This window comes from Nitratifractor sp., from assembly GCF_015487065.1.
GTDB lineage: Bacteria > Campylobacterota > Campylobacteria > Campylobacterales > Sulfurovaceae > Nitratifractor.
Genome location: NZ_WFQN01000171.1, coordinates 1 through 14,462, shown reverse-complemented (window position 1 = coordinate 14,462; position 14,462 = coordinate 1). Strand labels below are relative to the sequence as shown.

Genomic DNA, 14,462 nt, shown 5'->3' with positions numbered 1-14,462 from the left:
CGGCTGGAGTACAAGACCCAGGTCTTCCTCAACCATGAGGGGGACTATTTCCGTACCCGCCTGACCCACTCCCTGGAGGTGAGTCAGATCGCCCGGACTCTTTCGCGGATGCTGGAGCTCAACGAGACCTTGGCGGAGGTAATCGCCCTCTCCCACGATCTGGGGCATACCCCTTTCGGGCATGTGGGAGGCGACCGTCTCGATGCCCTGCTCAAAGCCGACGGTCATTCCAACGGTTTCGAACACAATTTTCAGTCCTTCCGGGTCCTGACGACTTTGGAGAAGCGCTACAAAGATTTTGACGGGCTCAACCTTACCTTTGCTACCCTGGAGGGGGTGCTCAAACACTCCTACCCCTATGATAAACCCTTCTTTCCCGACTGGATCCGGGAGGCCTTCGCTCTGGATCGCCATCCTTCCCTCGAGGCGATGGTGGTCGATCATGCCGATGAGATCGCCTACACCAGCCACGATATCGACGACGGCATCAAATACGGCCTGATCGATTTTTCGGATCTGGAGGATCTGGAGATCGTGCAGGAGGTGGACCGGAGGGTGCGGGCTGAAGGAGTCGTTCCCGGTGAGTATCTCTACCGCCACCGTTTCGTCGCTTCATTGATCCGGCTGTTGGTGGAGGACTTCATCGAGCATTCCCGCCCGGGGGCCGAGGCTCACCGTTCCGACCGGCCGCTCTGTGCCACGCTTCCGGCGGAGGAGCCTCTGCCCGTCGGTTTCTCCGCTTCGGTGGCCACCGGACTCAAGCGGCTGAAGAAACGCCTCTATCTCAAGCTCTACCGCCACGAAAAGATCGTTCGTAATATGTACGCAGGCAAACGATGTGTCGAAGCCCTCTACCGGGCCTACAGCGAGGAGCACGATCTGCTCCCCGAATCCCAGAAAGCGCTCTTCGCCCGCCGGCCGGTTCATCGGGTCATTGTCGACACCATCGCCTCCATGACCGATCGCTATGCCCTGAAAAGCTACCATCAGATCTACGGGATCTCTCTAAAGTAGTTGTAAAGGGGTTTAAGCTTCTTCACCGTTGTTCTTTCCCCGATTTTTCTTTCCTCAAAATCTCGTTATCCGGGACCTGCGCAGGCACGATGGAAAACATTTGGATATAATGCGCGCAATTTCATAAGAATACACTGTTAGGAAACTTCATGCAAAAGATCAAAAACATCGCCGTCATCGCCCACGTCGACCACGGCAAGACCACCCTCGTCGACGGACTGCTCCAGCAGAGCGGCACCTTTGCCGCCCACCAGGAGGTGGACGAGCGGGTGATGGACAACAACGATATCGAAAAAGAGCGGGGGATCACGATCCTCTCCAAAAACACCGCTATTACCTACGGTGACCACAAGATCAACATTATCGACACCCCGGGCCACGCCGACTTCGGCGGCGAGGTGGAGCGGGTGCTCAAGATGGTCGACGGTGTTCTGCTCCTCGTCGATGCCCAGGAGGGGGTCATGCCCCAGACCAAATTCGTCCTCAAAAAGGCGATCGAACTGGGCCTCAAGCCCATCGTTGTCGTCAACAAGATCGACAAACCCGCCGCCGAGCCCGAGCGGGTGGTGGATGAGGTCTTCGACCTGTTGGTGGCCCTGGAGGCCAGCGACGAGCAGCTGGAGTTCCCGGTGCTCTACGCGGCCGCCAGAGACGGCTACGCCAAATGGAATCTGGAGGATGAGAACAAAGACCTCACCCCGCTCTTTGAAGCGATCATCGAGCATGTTCCCTATCCGGAAGGTTCCGCCGAGGCGCCGACCCAGGCCCAGATCTTTACCCTCGATTATGACAACTTCGTTGGCCGGATCGGTGTGAGCCGAATCTTCAACGGCCGGGTCAAAAAAGGGGACGAGTATCTCCTGATCAAAGCCGACGGTGAAAAAGTCAAGAGTCGGGTGAGCAAACTGATCGGATTCCGGGGACTGGATCGGATCGAGATCGACGAGGCCGAAGCGGGAGATATCGTCGCCGTCGCCGGCTTCAGTGATATTGACGTCGGGGATACCCTGGCCGATCCCGAGAAGCCGATGGCACTGGATCCTCTCCATATCGAAGAGCCTACCCTCAGCGTTATCTTCAGTGTTAACGACGGCCCCCTGGCGGGAACCGAGGGCAAGCACGTCACCTCCAACAAGATCCGGGAGCGGTTGGAGAAGGAGATGGAGACCAACATCGCTATGCGGATGGAACCTCTGGGGGACGCCAGCTTCAAAGTCTCCGGACGGGGAGAGCTGCAGATCGGGATTCTGGCGGAGAATATGCGCCGGGAGGGCTTCGAGTTCCTTATGGCCCGTCCCGAAGTGGTCATCAAAGAGGAGAACGGTGTGCGGATGGAACCTTTTGAACATCTGGTGATTGATGTGCCCGAAGAGTTCCAGGGGACCGTCATCGAAAAGCTGGGTAAGCGCAAAGCCGAGATGACCTCCATGACCCCCATGCCCGACGGTACCGTGCGGATCGAGTTCGAAATCCCCGCCCGGGGTCTCATCGGTTTCCGCAGCGAGTTTCTCACCGACACCAAAGGAGAGGGAGTAATGAACCACTCCTTCCTGGAGTACCGCCCCTATACCGGTACCGTCGAGAGTCGGACCCAGGGAGCCCTGGTCTCCATGGACAACGGCGAAGCGGTGGCCTTCAGTCTCTACAACCTTCAGGCAAGAGGCATTCTCTTCATTGAACCCCAGGCCAAGGTCTACAACGGGATGGTAATCGGTGAAAGCGCCCGCCCCGGCGACCTGGAGGTCAACCCTCTCAAAGGCAAGCAGCTGACCAACATGCGCTCTGCGGGAGCCGACGATGCCATCAAACTGGTTCCTCCCCGCAAGTTGACCCTGGAGCAGGCGATGGAGTGGATCGAAGATGACGAACTGGTGGAGGTGACTCCCGAAAACATCCGTATCCGCAAAAAACACCTCGATCCCGCCGCCCGCCGCCGCTCCCAACGGGACAAGAAAAACGCTGCACAGGCGTAATGACAGCACTTGACAGAAACTGTCAGGTGTGTCAAACTCCTAACTCCTAACTCCTAACTCCTAACTCCTAACTCCTAACTCCTAACTCCTAACTCCTAACTCCTAACTGACATCCCTGCCCTCATTCCTGTTGTCCAGGCCCAGTGGAAGTTGAATCCTCCCCGATCCCCGTCCACATCCAGGATCTCTCCGGCGAAGTAGAGTCCTGGGACCTTGCGGGACTCCATCCGCTCCGGATCGATCTCGGCCAGGTCGATCCCTCCGGCGGCCACTTCGGCATAGCGGAAATCCCGGGTCTGTTGGATAGGGAGTTTCAGATGCTTGATCGTATAGACGAGTCGGCCGATCATTTTGCGGTTGAGATCTCTTTCGGATGCAGTTTTGATCCCGGCGATCTTTAGAATGATCGGGACCAGTTTCCGATGCAAAACCCCCTCCAGCCAGAGTTCCAGAGGTAGATTGCGCTCCGGATCGATCCGTGCTGTCAACAGTTTGTTCAAACGCTCTTTGCTCCAATTTGGCATCAGATCGATAGAGAGTTCGCAGGGTTCCCATTCCGCCAGTCGCAGACTCGCTTCCCGGCTCAGATCCAGCACCGCCAGTCCGCTGACGCCGTAATCGGTAAAGAGTAGATCCCCCTCCCGCTCCGTCACGAGACTGCCCGAGGCCAGGAGTCCCACTCTGGCGGGGAGTTTGACTCCTGCCGCCTGTTTTGTCCAGGAGGCCCCGCTCTCCAGGGCCACCAGGGCCGGTCGGGGCGGAATCAGCCGATGTCCCAGGCTCTGGGCAAAGAACATCCCCGCATTGCTGCCTCCCAGCTGGGGAGCGGCCGGAGAGCCGGTGGTGAGAAGGAGTTGGCGGCATCGATGGCTCCCCTTGGAACTCTCCAGAACAAACTCTTTCTGATCCTGCCGGATCCCGGTTACTTGACACTCGGTGACAATCCTGACACCCAGGCGTTGACACTCTCTTGTCAGAAGCTTGACGACACTGGCTGCCTGGCGCCCCATGGGGAAGAGTTTTTCCTCCTCTTCCTCTTCCGTTTCGATACCGACAGAGCGCAGAAAGTCAAGGATCCTTTTTGCATCGTAGCTCTGGAGTGTCTTTTTGACAAGTTCGGGACGGGTGCTGTGGAAGCGGGCAGGGTCGGGACGGCGGTTGGCGATATTGCAACGTCCGTTTCCGCTGACGAGGATCTTTTTACCGGGACGGTCATTCTGTTCCAGGAGAAGGACTTCGATCCCCCGCCGGGCCGCCGTGATCGCCGCCGCCAACCCTGCCGCTCCCGCACCGACGACAATCAGCATTGGGATTTTCCCAATGCTGAAGTGAGGCGTGAGGAGTGAGAAGTGAAGGGCCGAAAGCTCTGTTTTCGGATGGTGAATGGTGAATAGTGAATAGTGAATGGTTTCGGTATGCGTTGCGCTGCAACGCTTCTTTTAAAATATAAAGCGCCGGAGGCGTCCTTTTCATCCAAAATCCGTCCGAGCGAAGCGACAACCCCGCAGGAACGAGGACAAAATCCAAAATCCAAAATTATCGAAGTCATATGGCATTATACAGAGCCAAAACTGCAAAAGGAGTCTTTATGTCCGCACTGGTTGAATTTGCCATGTTCCCGACCGATCAGACCGAATCCAAAAGCGCCTTTGTCGCCCGGGTTCTGGATCTTGTGGATCGCAGCGGCCTCCCCTACCGCCTGACGCCGATGGGAACCATCATCGAGGCGGAGACCGTCAGTGAAATCTTTGCACTGATCGAACAGGCCTACGAGGATCTGGCGGAGGATTGCAACCGGATCTACAGCGTCATCAAAATCGACTACCGCAAAGGCCCTATCGGGCGTCTGGAGAAAAAGATCGCCTCGGTCGAAGAGAAGCTGGGCAGGAAGCTCAACGGATAGCTTCGCTATAATCGCACCAATATCAACTATCAAGGAGCGTCCATCGTGTGTGCGGAACGAATGCAGCGAATCTTCCTCGCTATTATCCTGGGGATCAACATGGGTCTGGCGGCCACTCAGCCCCAGATTGCCTTTCTGGTTCAGCTGGCCGTGATTATTCTCCTGCTCATCGGCGGTTTTGCAGGCAAATGCCTTTCGCTGGAGATTCTGCGGCAGTTTCTGCCTCCCTGTGACGCTTCGGGCAAGGAGCGTTCATGAGCCGGGAAAAAGTCAGCTACAAAGAGGCGGGGGTCGATATCGACGCCGGCAATGCCTTCGTCGAAGCGATTAAAGCTGAGGTCAAATCGACTTTCGACGAGCATGTCATCGGCGGGATCGGCTCTTTTGCCGGTGCCTACGCCCTGCCCGCGGGATATCGTGAACCGGTCCTCCTCTCCGCCACCGACGGGGTAGGGACCAAGCTCAAGCTGGCGATCGACAGCGGCCGTCTCGATACCGTGGGGATCGACCTGGTGGCCATGTGTGTCAACGATCTCATCTGCAATTTCGGAACGCCGATGTTCTTCCTCGACTACTACGCCACCGGCAGACTCCTGCCCGAAGAAGCCCGGCGTGTCGTAGGCGGGATTGCCGAAGGGTGCCGCCGCAGCCAGTGCGCCCTGATCGGGGGTGAGACGGCGGAGATGCCGGGGATGTACGGCGAGAAAGATTTCGATCTGGCCGGTTTTGCCGTGGGGATCGCCGAACGGGAAGAGATGGACCGTGTCAGCCGGGTCAAACCGGGACAGATTCTCCTGGCCCTTCCCAGCTCCGGTGTGCACTCCAACGGCTATTCGCTTGTACGGAAACTCTTTTTTGAGAAGCTGGGAATGTCCTTCGAAGATGATTTTGAAGGTCGCCCGTTGATCGAAGTACTGCTGGAGCCCACCCGGATCTACGTGCCGGAGTTCAAGGCCAACAAAGAGCACATCGTGGCCCTTGCCCATATCACCGGTGGGGGAATCGTAGAGAACCTGCCCCGGGTCTTGCCCGAAAATGTCCGTGCCGTGGTGGACCGCTCCAAGATCCGTACGTTGCCGGTCTTTGACTTTATGGCACGCTATGTGGAAGAGGAGGAGATGTTCCGGACCTTCAATATGGGGGTCGGAATGGTCTGGGTCGTCGAAGCGGAGGAGGTGGATACCGTGCTGAAAGCGACCGATGCCTATGTGATCGGTGAACTGGTGGCCGGAGAGCGGGGCGTTACGCTCTCCTGAACCCAAATTTTGCAGTAGAAAGTTCGTCAGGTACGTCGATGCTCGGTGTGTAGGTGGTGTTCGTCCAAAACGTAGGCGCACCCGGAGGGTGCGTCGAGGCTTTGGACGGATCACCCATGCCACCGATAATCGATGCAGATGACGTGCTGACTAATGCAAATTTTGGGTTGAAAGAGGCGACAGGCCTCAAAAATCTTCTGAATGCCCTCTTTTTCTTCTCTGATAAAACTTGACGAAACTGTAAAATGGCTAGGCGACAGCCTATCCCTAACGGTGTAGTCCACCGACACGGGCTCCACCGCCGCCCATCGAGTGCGGTGCCATATGCATGGATGGGCGTATGGCCGGCATGGGTCGGGGTCTGGGCATAGGCCGCGGCATCGGTTTGGGTCGAACGGAAGGTTTGGGCTTGGGTTTCGGTAACGGACGCTGCTGAGGTTTGACCGCCGGTTTCGGTCTGGCAGCGGGCTTGGGCTTTGCCGTTGGCTTGGGCCGGGCAGCAGGCTTGGGTGCCGGCTTGGGTTGAGCGGCCGGTTTGCTGATCTGCTGTCGGATGGCTTCCGGATTTTTTCTGAGGGCCTCCTGCGCCTGTTTGAGTTGGGCTCCGCTTCGCTGTTCGAGCTTTTCCTGCGCTGCTTTTCGACGCATCTCCCTGCTGTCGGGGCGTACCGCTGTCGGAGCGACTTTTTTACGCACTGCGTTTAGGTGGGGATTTTTGGGCAGGAGCTGATGGCGCCATGAGAGAGGTTTGGCGTGTCCGGGAATGGGATGGGGATAGTAGTGGTGGTGATGATCGATATAGATATCATGGTGGTGCCAATCCCAATGACACCAGAGCGCGTGAAAGGCCCCCAGCACCGCATAGAGACCGAAGAAATGATCGCCGTGGGGATGGTAGTGGGGCGGATAGTAGAAGAAGGGAGGTTCATCATACCACCAGGGGCCGAAGATCCAGCCCGGATCGTAGACCGGGACGTAGATGACCTCGGGGTCGGCCGGTTGAATGATAATCGTCTCTTTCTCTACCTTCACCGTCTGTTCTTTGGTGCTTTTGAGATTGCCGGCCTCCTGGGCCTTTTTGCGGAGTTTCTGGATCGTATCCATTACCCGGTCCGGATCGGCCAGGAACATCTCGCCGATTTGCCGGGTCCATGTCGGTTTGCTTGCAAGCATCTCCAGAACATCCGGGAAGGCTGTCAGCGCCACAACACTGGGATCCCAGGGCTGCTTGCCCGCCTTCTCGAGAATTTTGTCAGCAGGGAGCTCCCCCTGGGCCTTCCGCCACTCCCACGCTGCCAAGAGCTGATCGGGATAGGTGGCAGCCATCAGGACCTGGGCCAGGAGAGGATCGGGATAGAGAGCGATGGAAGCCAATGTTGTATCGAGATCCTTCTGGGTATACGTTGTGACGGGGGCGGTTTCATCGGCACCGTTTTGAACTGCTTGGGCAGAGGCGGTCGCCGTGGAAGATTGTTGTATTTGAGATCCCTCGGTTACTTTAACGGTCGATCCGACAGCAGCATCGGATGAATTTTGAGCCGGTTCCGAAACGGTGCCGTTCCCCTGTGCGAAGAGCAGAACTCCTGCAGCAAGAAGTAAAAACATCCCCAATAAAGCGGTTTTTTTCATTCTCTTGTCCTTCCAACCTGATATATATCTGTTTGCACAGTTTTATAGTATAACATAGCCACTTGAGAGAGGAACTTTTCTAATCCCAATCTGCTATAATTTGCCTCATTATATTACGGCAGTATTGTCGCATCAAAAAGGATAGCTGTGAGCGAAAATATAATCGGCTACGTGAAAGCAGATGGAGAGATTGTGGATACCCAGAGTGTCGGGGATTCCTGTGAAGGATGTCGGGAGATAGCCTACGACAACTCTCCCGAAGCTCTGGAGATTATCCGCCACTCGACGGCCCACCTGATGGCCCAGGCGATCCGGGAGCTCTACCCCGACGCCCAGTTCTTCGTCGGACCGGTCGTGGATGAAGGGTTTTATTACGATTTCCGGACCTCCGAAAAGATCGGGGAAGAGGATCTCAAAAAGATCGAAAAGAAGATGAAAGAGCTGGTCAAAAAGAAGATTCCCATCGAAAAATATGAGATCAGCAAAGAAGAGGCGGCACAAAAGTTCAAAAACGACGATCTGAAACAGGCGGTACTCAAAAATATCCCCTCCGAAACGGTCTCGATCTATCGCCAGGGGGAGTTCGAGGATCTCTGCCGCGGCCCTCACGTGCCCAATACCCGCTATCTGCACAACTTCAAGTTGACCCGTATCGCTGGGGCCTACCTGGGAGGAGATGAAAATGCCGAGATGCTGACCCGGATCTATGGGGTGGCTTTTGCCGACAAAGAGTCACTGAAAAACTATCTCCAGATGATGGAGGAGGCCAAAAAGCGCGACCACCGCAAACTGGGGACAGAGCTGGATCTCTTCATGTTCGACGAGGAGGCGGGCGCGGGGCTGCCTTTCTGGCTGCCCAAAGGGGCCCGGCTTCGCAGCAAACTGGAGCAGATCCTCTGGCGTTCCCATCGTCGCCGGGGCTACGAGCCGGTACGGGGTCCCGAGATCCTCAAGGCCGAAATGTGGCGCACCAGCGGTCACTACGCCTGCTACGGGGAGAACATGTACCTCACCGAGATCGACGGGCAGGAGTACGGCCTCAAGCCCATGAACTGCATCGGGCATATCCTGATGTTCAAACACTCCACCAAAAGCTACCGGGATCTGCCCCTGAAGTATTTCGAGTACGGTGTGGTTCACCGCCACGAAAAGAGCGGGGTGCTCCACGGCCTGCTGCGGGTACGGGAGTTTACCCAGGATGACGCCCACATCTTCTGTACCCCCGAGCAGATCAAACCGGTGGTTCTGGAGGTGGTGGAGTTTGTCGATGCGGTGATGAAGAAGTTCGGTTTTGAGTACACGATGGAGATCTCCACCAAACCCGAAAAGGCCATCGGGGACGACGCGGTCTGGGAGATCGCCACCAACGCGCTCAAAGAGGCCTTGGATGAAAACGGCCTCGCATACGGGATTGACGAGGGAGGCGGTGCTTTTTACGGCCCCAAGATCGATGTCAAGATCACCGACGCCATCGGCCGTAAATGGCAGTGCGGAACGGTACAGGTGGATTTCAACCTCCCCGAGCGCTTCGATGTGGAGTATGTAGCAGAAGACAACACCCGCCAGCGCCCCGTGATGATCCACCGGGCGATCCTGGGAAGTTTTGAGCGCTTTATTGCGATCCTGACCGAGCACTACGCCGGGGAGTTCCCCTTCTTTATCGCTCCGACCCAGGTGATCTTCGTCCCGATTGCAGCGGAACATACTGCTTACGCCCGGGAACTGGCGGCGGAGCTGACGGAGCGGGAGATCGACAGCGAGATCTATGATCGAAACGACTCGCTCAACAAACGGATCCGCCTGGCGGAGAAACAGAAGGTTCCCTACGTGGTGATTGTGGGAGACGAGGAGGTCAAACAGCGCAGCGTCGCCATCCGGGACCGCCGTAAAAAGGAACAGTATAACCTGTCGGCTGACGATTTTATGCTACAATTGAGCCAACAACTTCAAGAAGGGAAAATTTGAGCAAACAACAGCGCAACACACGGGGAAAAAGGAGAGAGGATAGCGTCATTATGAATGACGCCATTCGGGCACGAGAACTTCGCGTCGTCGGAGATGACAAAGAGCAGTACGGGATCATTCCCCGTGAGGAGGCGCTGAAGATCGCCGAGGAGAAGGGACTGGATCTGGTCCTGATCTCTCCCGATGCCACCCCTCCCGTGGCCAAGATCATGGACTACGGGAAGCACAAATACCAGCTCGAAAAGAAGAAAAAAGAGGCGAAGAAGAATCAGAAGAAGATCGAGGTCAAAGAGGTCAAATTCTCCTGCAAGATCGCCGACAACGACATCGCCTACAAAGTCAAACACGCCCGGGAATTCCTGGAGAAAGGCAAGCACGTCAAGCTCCGGGTTTTCCTCCGAGGCCGTGAGATGGCCAACCCCGAACTGGGGGTCGAGGTCCTCAACCGTGTCTGGCCCATGATCGAAGATCTGGGCACACTGGAGAAAGCCCCTCATCAAGAGGGACGCTACATCTCCATGTATGTCACACCCAAAAAAGACAAATAGATCTTTCCCATCGGAGAAAGTATTACACTTTCTCCTCCTCTAATTACCAATAACCAATTACTCACTGGCCCGTTTTGGGCCAGCGCTAATTCCCCCGACTTCCCGGTTTGACTGCTTCGCTTCCCGCTTTGCACATGGGGCATTCTTCAGGAGTGTACATCTCGAATTCGAAATCGGCCAGAGCGAAGAAGGGTTTATCGGCAGGGAGTTTGCATTCATCCTTGGGGGTTTTGCCGCTGCCGCTCCGGGCGCAGAATCCCCGGTTGGCCAGCGCGGCGAAACCGACGACTTCAGCGCCCAGGGATTCGATGATCTCCGCCGCCTCCATGGCCGACCCGCCGGTGGTGATGATATCTTCGCAGATAAGGATTTTCTCTCCCGGCCGGACTTCGAAGCCCCTGCGAAGCTGCATCCGTCCCTCTTTGCGTTCCACGAAGATCGAACGCATTCCCAGCGCCCTCGCCAGCTCGTAGCCTGCCAATACACCGCCCAGAGCCGGAGCGCAGACGGTGTCAATCTCCAGGCCGCTCTCCCGAATGCGTTTCGCCAATTCCGTCGCCAGCATTTCGGTCCGTTTGGGATCCTCCAGCACTCTGGCACTCTGGAGGTAGCGGTTGGAGTGGTTGCCGCTGGAGAGAATAAAATGCCCCTCTAGGAGGGCGCCGGCATCCTTGTAGATTTTTTCGACGTTCATGGCGATCAGACCCGGAGGATATCGGCCTCTTTGGCCTTGAGGGATTCATCGACCTTGGCGATGAACTCGTCGGTGAGCTTCTGGACCTGATCCAGGGCCCGCTTCATTTCGTCTTCGCTGATTTCTTTGTCGTGTTCGAGCCGCTTGATCTTGTTGTTGGCCTCTTTGCGGACATTGCGGATGGCCACTTTGGCTTTTTCCGCCATCTGCTTGGCCTGCTTGACGATCTCCTGGCGCTGCTCCACCGTCATCGGGGGGAAGAAGAGCTTGATGAAATCCCCGTCGTTATTGGGGTTGACCCCGATATTGGCCTCCTGGATCGCCCGCTCGATCTCGGAGAGCATAGACTTCTCCCAGGGGTTGATGGCGATGGTGGTGGCATCCTGGACAACCACATTCCCCACCTGATTGAGGGGGGTGGGGGTCCCGTAATAGTCCACTTTGATATTGTCGACGATCTGGGTAGTGACTTTGCCGGTTCGAAGGGTGGCAAACTCCCGTTTCATCGCGTCGATACTTTTGGACATGTGATCTTTTGTTTCTTCAAAAATCTCTTCAAGCATCTGGGAATCCTTTGGATGGGTTATTAATTTAATGGAGCTATTCTAACCTCTTTTTGCTTACATCGTCAGAGGTAGTATGGAGAAGATGGAGGGGGCAAGAGGGGATTCACCTCCTGGTGATTTACTGCTTTTTTTCTGTTGAAGGAGCAGTCGAAGGGGTGGCTGGTACCGGTGCCGGAGTGGGTGCGGGAGCTTTCGCCTCCTTTTTCGGAAGGGTGTCAACAACAGAACGGCTGCTCTCTTTGTTGTAAAGATAGCCTAGCGCCAGAGTATTGATAACAAAAAGCAGCGCGAGGGTAAAGGTCGCCTTAGCCAAGAAGCCGCTGGGACCTTTGGCTCCGAAGAGGGATTCGTTACTGCCGCTGTAGGCCCCCAGACCGATACTGGAGCTCTTTTGAAGCAAAATTGCAATGGTAATAAGAATAGCAAGAATAATCTGTACGATCATAAGTGTCGATGTCATATTGGCCTCTTCACTGAATGCCGGAATGTGCGGCTTTCGGTATAATTTGGCGCGATTATACCCAAATTCCTATGAAAAAGGCCTGCCGCCTGATGAGAGCTGTCAAAGAGTTCAGCCGTTTTGCCGAGAGTTACGGCCGATACAATATCATTCAGCGGCAAGTCGCTAGGCGACTGGTATGTGATTTTATGCCTCGAGACCCGGGGCGGCTTTTGGATCTCGGATGCGGAGAGGGAGAGATCTTTCGGCAACTCTGCGGCCGGCAGATTCCCTTCGGCCGACTTTTCGCTGTGGATCTCTCCCAAAAGATGCTCAAGCTTCACCCGAGGGATAAGCGGGTACAGCTTCTTCAGGGAGATTTTGATGATCCCGGTTTTCTTGAAAGTTTGGAGAGAGAAAAGATTGACACTGTCCTCTCCGCTTCAGCGTTGCAGTGGTCCCGGGACCTGGGACAGACGGCAGAGGCACTTTCCAACATTGGAAATCGGGCTGCCTTTGCGATTTTTACCTCCGGAACGTTCCGAACACTACATCACTGTGCCGGAACCGGTTCTCCGATTCGTTCCTATGAAACAGTCGAAGCGATTCTGCAGCAATATTATGAAATCGATAGAATCGAAAAGATGGAGTACCGGCTTGGTTTTGAAGACCCCCGGGCGATCTTTCGCTATATCAAACGCAGCGGTGTCAGCGGGGGAGAGCCGCGATTGACCTATCGGCAGATCCGCCGATTGATCGACAGCTATCCGCTGGACTATCTGGAGTTTGAACTGCTCTTTTTCTCCGGACGGCCCAAAAGATCTTTTTCCAAAGCGTAGAGCTCATAGCGTACATTTTTGAAAAGCGACGAGAGACCCTGACCCTCTATTTTGAAAGCCTCCTCCAGAACCCGTGCCGACTCCTGGGCCCGTGAAAAGTTTGCAATCATCAGATCACGGATATCGGTACGTTTCATTTCGCTTTTTGTGGACTCTTTCAAGACATCACCCTGAATATCGCGATGGATCAGGCGGGAGGGATCATAAGCTTTCTGAAGAGAGTGGCGAAGATGTTTGAAGCGCAGCGCTGTCTCTTCATTATCGAAAAGGTAGCGTTGGATATCCTCCAGAACTCTCAACCCCTCTCTGAGGCGGTTGAGGTTGGCATCGATCAGACGTTGGAGCCGGCGAGTAGGATCACTCATCGTTTCCGAAGATTCCCAAAAGTTGGAGAATCGCTGTGAACATATTCAGAAAATCGATATAGAGGGAGACGGCGGCATCGATAGGGGAGTCGTAGGCACCGTTGGCGATATTTTGGGTATCGTAGATGGTAAAGAGGCTAAAGAGCAGAATCACTCCGGCACTGATAATTACGTCGATCATCGGGCTTTTGAGGATGAAAATATTGATGAGCGAAGCGACGATGACGATGATCAGGGTGATAAAGAGCGGTTTGCCCCAGTTGGAGAAGTCACTGCGGCTGTTAATGGCAAAAAGGCTCAAAGCACCAAAAAGGACCGAGGTCATCAAAAAGGCATTACCGATCACAGCACCCTTCCCAAGTCCAATGAGCGATGCCAGCAGTGGCACCAGGGAAACGCCGGTGAGGAAGGTGAAGAGAAAAAGCATTATCAGATTCAGTCCGGGCTTGCCGCGGGAGAGTCCAAGGCCGAAGAAAAGAATTAAAAGTTCGGCTCCGAAAATGAACCATTTATATTGGTAGACTGCTGCGGCAAAGGGCATGGTGACGTAAGCGCCTACGGCAGCAGCAAGCATACTGGCTGCCAAGAGTTGATAGGTTTTCTTCATGAAGTCAACGCGGCTGGCCTCCAGGGCACCGGTGGAACCTTCGACTGTGAGGTTTTTGGCATAGTCACGATCGTACAGAGCCATGGCTACTCCTTTGGAATATGTTTTGACGTACTATAGCAGGAATTTTATCGTCAAGGTTAATAGGTATATAGAAATCGGAGTAAAATACTCTAATTGCGTCAGCCGGTAACTTACTCGAATAAGAGTAGAGAGCTTTAAGGCATGGACAAACCTCGATGAATAAACAGATAGAGGGATATCGTGGGTAGTTGCTTACGCGAGAAAGCTATATATAATGTTAGCAATAAAAAAAATCAAAAATTTTTGCAATTTTCCCGGAGAAACCCTTGACAGAGGTGGGGTTTTTGTCTATAATACGCGTCCACAAACACAGAGAGCTCAACGAAGCGATCTGAGAGAGCGCCCAATGTATGGGACTTGATTTAAAGTTTGTGCGTGATCTTTGACAACCGAATATAAGTAAACAATCAACCGTCTATCCGATGGGTTTTTTTTAAAAAACTATCGAGATAGAAAACACGAAAGTGATTTCATCTTGAGACACTGGATTTGATTGTCCATTTTTAATGGAGAGTTTGATCCTGGCTCAGAGTGAACGCTGGCGGCGTGCCTAACACATGCAAGTCGAACGAGAACGGCT

The 14,462-nt window shown here is 54.8% G+C and carries 15 protein-coding genes and 1 rRNA gene; 9 read left to right on the top strand and 7 right to left on the bottom strand.

The window, feature by feature from the left end; all coding sequences use genetic code 11:
- Together F8I07_RS09860 and typA are read left to right on the top strand one after the other, a co-directional pair.
- The coding region (locus F8I07_RS09860) for a dGTP triphosphohydrolase (RefSeq protein WP_292659089.1) at positions 1-1,014 on the top strand (1,014 nt) is incomplete at its 5' end.
- A gap of 149 nt (positions 1,015-1,163) precedes the next feature.
- Complete coding sequence (gene typA, locus F8I07_RS09855; protein ID WP_292659086.1) at positions 1,164-2,987, top strand: translational GTPase TypA; 1,824 nt, start codon at positions 1,164-1,166, stop codon at positions 2,985-2,987.
- Between the two features lie 95 nt (positions 2,988-3,082).
- On the opposite strand, the gene F8I07_RS09850 is transcribed toward typA, so the two are convergent.
- Positions 3,083-4,294: an NAD(P)/FAD-dependent oxidoreductase gene (locus tag F8I07_RS09850; RefSeq protein ID WP_292659084.1), complete on the bottom strand. Its 1,212-nt coding sequence runs from the start codon at positions 4,292-4,294 to the stop codon at positions 3,083-3,085.
- 281 nt (positions 4,295-4,575) lie between these two features.
- On the opposite strand from F8I07_RS09850, the gene F8I07_RS09845 reads away from it, so the two are divergent.
- Genes F8I07_RS09845 through purM form a run of 3 tightly spaced genes read left to right on the top strand, consistent with a single transcriptional unit; the run spans position 4,576 to position 6,146 of the window.
- On the top strand, positions 4,576-4,890 hold the full coding sequence (locus F8I07_RS09845) for an MTH1187 family thiamine-binding protein (protein WP_292659082.1): 315 nt from the start codon (positions 4,576-4,578) through the stop codon (positions 4,888-4,890).
- 45 nt (positions 4,891-4,935) lie between these two features.
- On the top strand, positions 4,936-5,148 hold the full coding sequence (locus F8I07_RS09840; RefSeq protein ID WP_292659079.1) for a hypothetical protein: 213 nt from the start codon (positions 4,936-4,938) through the stop codon (positions 5,146-5,148).
- Positions 5,145-6,146: a phosphoribosylformylglycinamidine cyclo-ligase gene (gene purM / locus F8I07_RS09835; protein WP_292659076.1), complete on the top strand. Its 1,002-nt coding sequence runs from the start codon at positions 5,145-5,147 to the stop codon at positions 6,144-6,146. The genes F8I07_RS09840 and purM overlap by 4 nt, the downstream gene beginning before the upstream one ends.
- A gap of 267 nt (positions 6,147-6,413) precedes the next feature.
- On the opposite strand, the gene F8I07_RS09830 is transcribed toward purM, so the two are convergent.
- Positions 6,414-7,775 (bottom strand): DUF3300 domain-containing protein, encoded by a 1,362-nt coding sequence (locus F8I07_RS09830; protein WP_292659073.1) that lies wholly within the window; start codon positions 7,773-7,775, stop codon positions 6,414-6,416.
- Between the two features lie 147 nt (positions 7,776-7,922).
- Between F8I07_RS09830 and thrS the strand changes: the two genes are divergently transcribed.
- Together thrS and infC are read left to right on the top strand one after the other, a co-directional pair.
- Positions 7,923-9,740 carry a threonine--tRNA ligase gene (gene thrS, locus F8I07_RS09825; RefSeq protein WP_292659070.1) on the top strand — a complete coding sequence of 606 codons (1,818 nt, stop codon included), beginning with the start codon at positions 7,923-7,925 and terminating at the stop codon, positions 9,738-9,740.
- A gap of 50 nt (positions 9,741-9,790) precedes the next feature.
- A complete protein-coding gene (gene infC / locus F8I07_RS09820; RefSeq protein WP_292659067.1) occupies positions 9,791-10,288 on the top strand; it encodes a translation initiation factor IF-3 in 498 nt (165 codons plus the stop codon).
- An 85-nt stretch (positions 10,289-10,373) separates the two neighbouring features.
- Here the strand turns inward: infC and pyrE are convergent, their stop codons facing one another.
- The 3 genes from pyrE to secG all read right to left on the bottom strand — a co-directional run bounded on the left by pyrE (position 10,374) and on the right by secG (position 12,008).
- A complete protein-coding gene (pyrE, locus tag F8I07_RS09815) occupies positions 10,374-10,982 on the bottom strand; it encodes an orotate phosphoribosyltransferase (RefSeq protein WP_292659064.1) in 609 nt (202 codons plus the stop codon).
- Between the two features lie 5 nt (positions 10,983-10,987).
- Positions 10,988-11,545 (bottom strand): ribosome recycling factor, encoded by a 558-nt coding sequence (frr, locus tag F8I07_RS09810; protein ID WP_292659062.1) that lies wholly within the window; start codon positions 11,543-11,545, stop codon positions 10,988-10,990.
- 121 nt (positions 11,546-11,666) lie between these two features.
- Entirely contained in the window at positions 11,667-12,008 is a 342-nt protein-coding gene (secG, locus tag F8I07_RS09805) for a preprotein translocase subunit SecG (RefSeq protein ID WP_292659059.1), read from the bottom strand.
- Positions 12,009-12,100: 92 nt separating this feature from the next.
- On the opposite strand from secG, the gene F8I07_RS09800 reads away from it, so the two are divergent.
- A complete protein-coding gene (locus F8I07_RS09800; protein ID WP_292659056.1) occupies positions 12,101-12,826 on the top strand; it encodes a methyltransferase domain-containing protein in 726 nt (241 codons plus the stop codon).
- On the opposite strand, the gene F8I07_RS09795 is transcribed toward F8I07_RS09800, so the two are convergent.
- On the bottom strand, positions 12,763-13,191 hold the full coding sequence (locus F8I07_RS09795; RefSeq protein WP_292659053.1) for a thiamine-phosphate pyrophosphorylase: 429 nt from the start codon (positions 13,189-13,191) through the stop codon (positions 12,763-12,765). The genes F8I07_RS09800 and F8I07_RS09795 overlap by 64 nt on opposite strands.
- Positions 13,184-13,882, bottom strand: coding sequence for a Bax inhibitor-1/YccA family protein (locus tag F8I07_RS09790; RefSeq protein WP_292659050.1), 699 nt, complete (start codon positions 13,880-13,882; stop codon positions 13,184-13,186). Before F8I07_RS09790 ends, F8I07_RS09795 begins: the two co-directional genes overlap by 8 nt.
- A gap of 503 nt (positions 13,883-14,385) precedes the next feature.
- Between F8I07_RS09790 and F8I07_RS09785 the strand changes: the two genes are divergently transcribed.
- Positions 14,386-14,462, top strand: a 16S ribosomal RNA gene (locus tag F8I07_RS09785); the annotation flags it as partial.

What these genes read in the sequence shown, in the direction of transcription:
- typA (WP_292659086.1), top strand. Translation starts at nt 1,164, where the DNA reads ATGCAAAAGATCAAAAACATCGCCGTCATCGCCCACGTCGACCACGGC.
- F8I07_RS09850 (WP_292659084.1), bottom strand. Translation starts at nt 4,294, where the DNA reads ATGCTGATTGTCGTCGGTGCGGGAGCGGCAGGGTTGGCGGCGGCGATC.
- F8I07_RS09845 (WP_292659082.1), top strand. Translation starts at nt 4,576, where the DNA reads ATGTCCGCACTGGTTGAATTTGCCATGTTCCCGACCGATCAGACCGAA.
- purM (WP_292659076.1), top strand. Translation starts at nt 5,145, where the DNA reads ATGAGCCGGGAAAAAGTCAGCTACAAAGAGGCGGGGGTCGATATCGAC.
- F8I07_RS09830 (WP_292659073.1), bottom strand. Translation starts at nt 7,775, where the DNA reads ATGAAAAAAACCGCTTTATTGGGGATGTTTTTACTTCTTGCTGCAGGA.
- infC (WP_292659067.1), top strand. Translation starts at nt 9,791, where the DNA reads ATGAATGACGCCATTCGGGCACGAGAACTTCGCGTCGTCGGAGATGAC.
- pyrE (WP_292659064.1), bottom strand. Translation starts at nt 10,982, where the DNA reads ATGAACGTCGAAAAAATCTACAAGGATGCCGGCGCCCTCCTAGAGGGG.
- frr (WP_292659062.1), bottom strand. Translation starts at nt 11,545, where the DNA reads ATGCTTGAAGAGATTTTTGAAGAAACAAAAGATCACATGTCCAAAAGT.
- secG (WP_292659059.1), bottom strand. Translation starts at nt 12,008, where the DNA reads ATGACATCGACACTTATGATCGTACAGATTATTCTTGCTATTCTTATT.
- F8I07_RS09800 (WP_292659056.1), top strand. Translation starts at nt 12,101, where the DNA reads ATGAGAGCTGTCAAAGAGTTCAGCCGTTTTGCCGAGAGTTACGGCCGA.
- F8I07_RS09795 (WP_292659053.1), bottom strand. Translation starts at nt 13,191, where the DNA reads ATGAGTGATCCTACTCGCCGGCTCCAACGTCTGATCGATGCCAACCTC.
- F8I07_RS09790 (WP_292659050.1), bottom strand. Translation starts at nt 13,882, where the DNA reads ATGGCTCTGTACGATCGTGACTATGCCAAAAACCTCACAGTCGAAGGT.